Raw genomic sequence first — 758 nt, forward strand, 5'->3', positions numbered from 1 at the left:
AGCTGGTGTCGACGGGCGAGGCCGCGCTCGGCATCGTCTACGCCACCGACGCCCATGCCGAAAAGGGCGTCAAGGTCGTCGGCACCTTCCCCGAGGATTCGCACCCGCCGATCATCTACCCGATTGCCCAGACCGCGGATTCGAAGGACAAGGATACGGCTGCCTTCCTGAAATGCGTCGAGTCAGCCAAGGCCGCCGCGCTCTTCAAGGAACAGGGTTTTACGGTGCTCGCGCCGAGCAACTGAGAAAGACCTAACACCGCAAATGAACTGGCTGCTGGACCTCACTCCCGACGAATGGAATGCGGTCCGGCTGTCGATCAAGGTGGCGACTGTGGCGATGATCGCCAGCCTGCCGCCCGGCATCCTGATCGCGCTGGTCCTGGCCCGGGGGCGGTTCTGGGGCAAGACCTTGCTCAACGGGCTGGTGCATTTGCCGTTGATCCTGCCGCCGGTGGTGACCGGTTATCTGCTGCTGCTCACCTTCGGCCGGCGCGGGCCCGCCGGCGCCTTCCTCGCCGAGCATTTCGGCATCGTTTTTTCCTTCCGCTGGACGGGGGCAGCACTTGCCTGCGCGGTGATGGGGTTTCCGCTGATGGTGCGGGCGATCCGGCTGTCGATCGAGGCGGTCGACCGCAAGATGGAGGCGGCCGCCGGCACGCTCGGCGCCAACCCGATCTGGGTGTTTGCCACAATCACGCTGCCGCTGATCCTGCCCGGCCTGATCGCCGGCGCGATCCTGTCCTTCGCCCAGGCGAT

Annotated in this window: 2 protein-coding genes; both read left to right on the forward strand. The window is 65.7% G+C overall.

The window, feature by feature from the left end:
• A partial coding sequence (locus EOA75_RS33460) for an extracellular solute-binding protein (protein ID WP_127326182.1) occupies nucleotides 1–245 on the forward strand: 245 nt, incomplete at its 5' end.
• A gap of 19 nt (nucleotides 246–264) precedes the next feature.
• A partial coding sequence (locus tag EOA75_RS33465; protein WP_127326183.1) for an ABC transporter permease subunit occupies nucleotides 265–758 on the forward strand: 494 nt, incomplete at its 3' end.

It is taken from the genome of Mesorhizobium sp. M1A.F.Ca.IN.022.07.1.1 (genome assembly GCF_003997575.1).
Classification (GTDB): Bacteria; Pseudomonadota; Alphaproteobacteria; order Rhizobiales; family Rhizobiaceae; genus Mesorhizobium.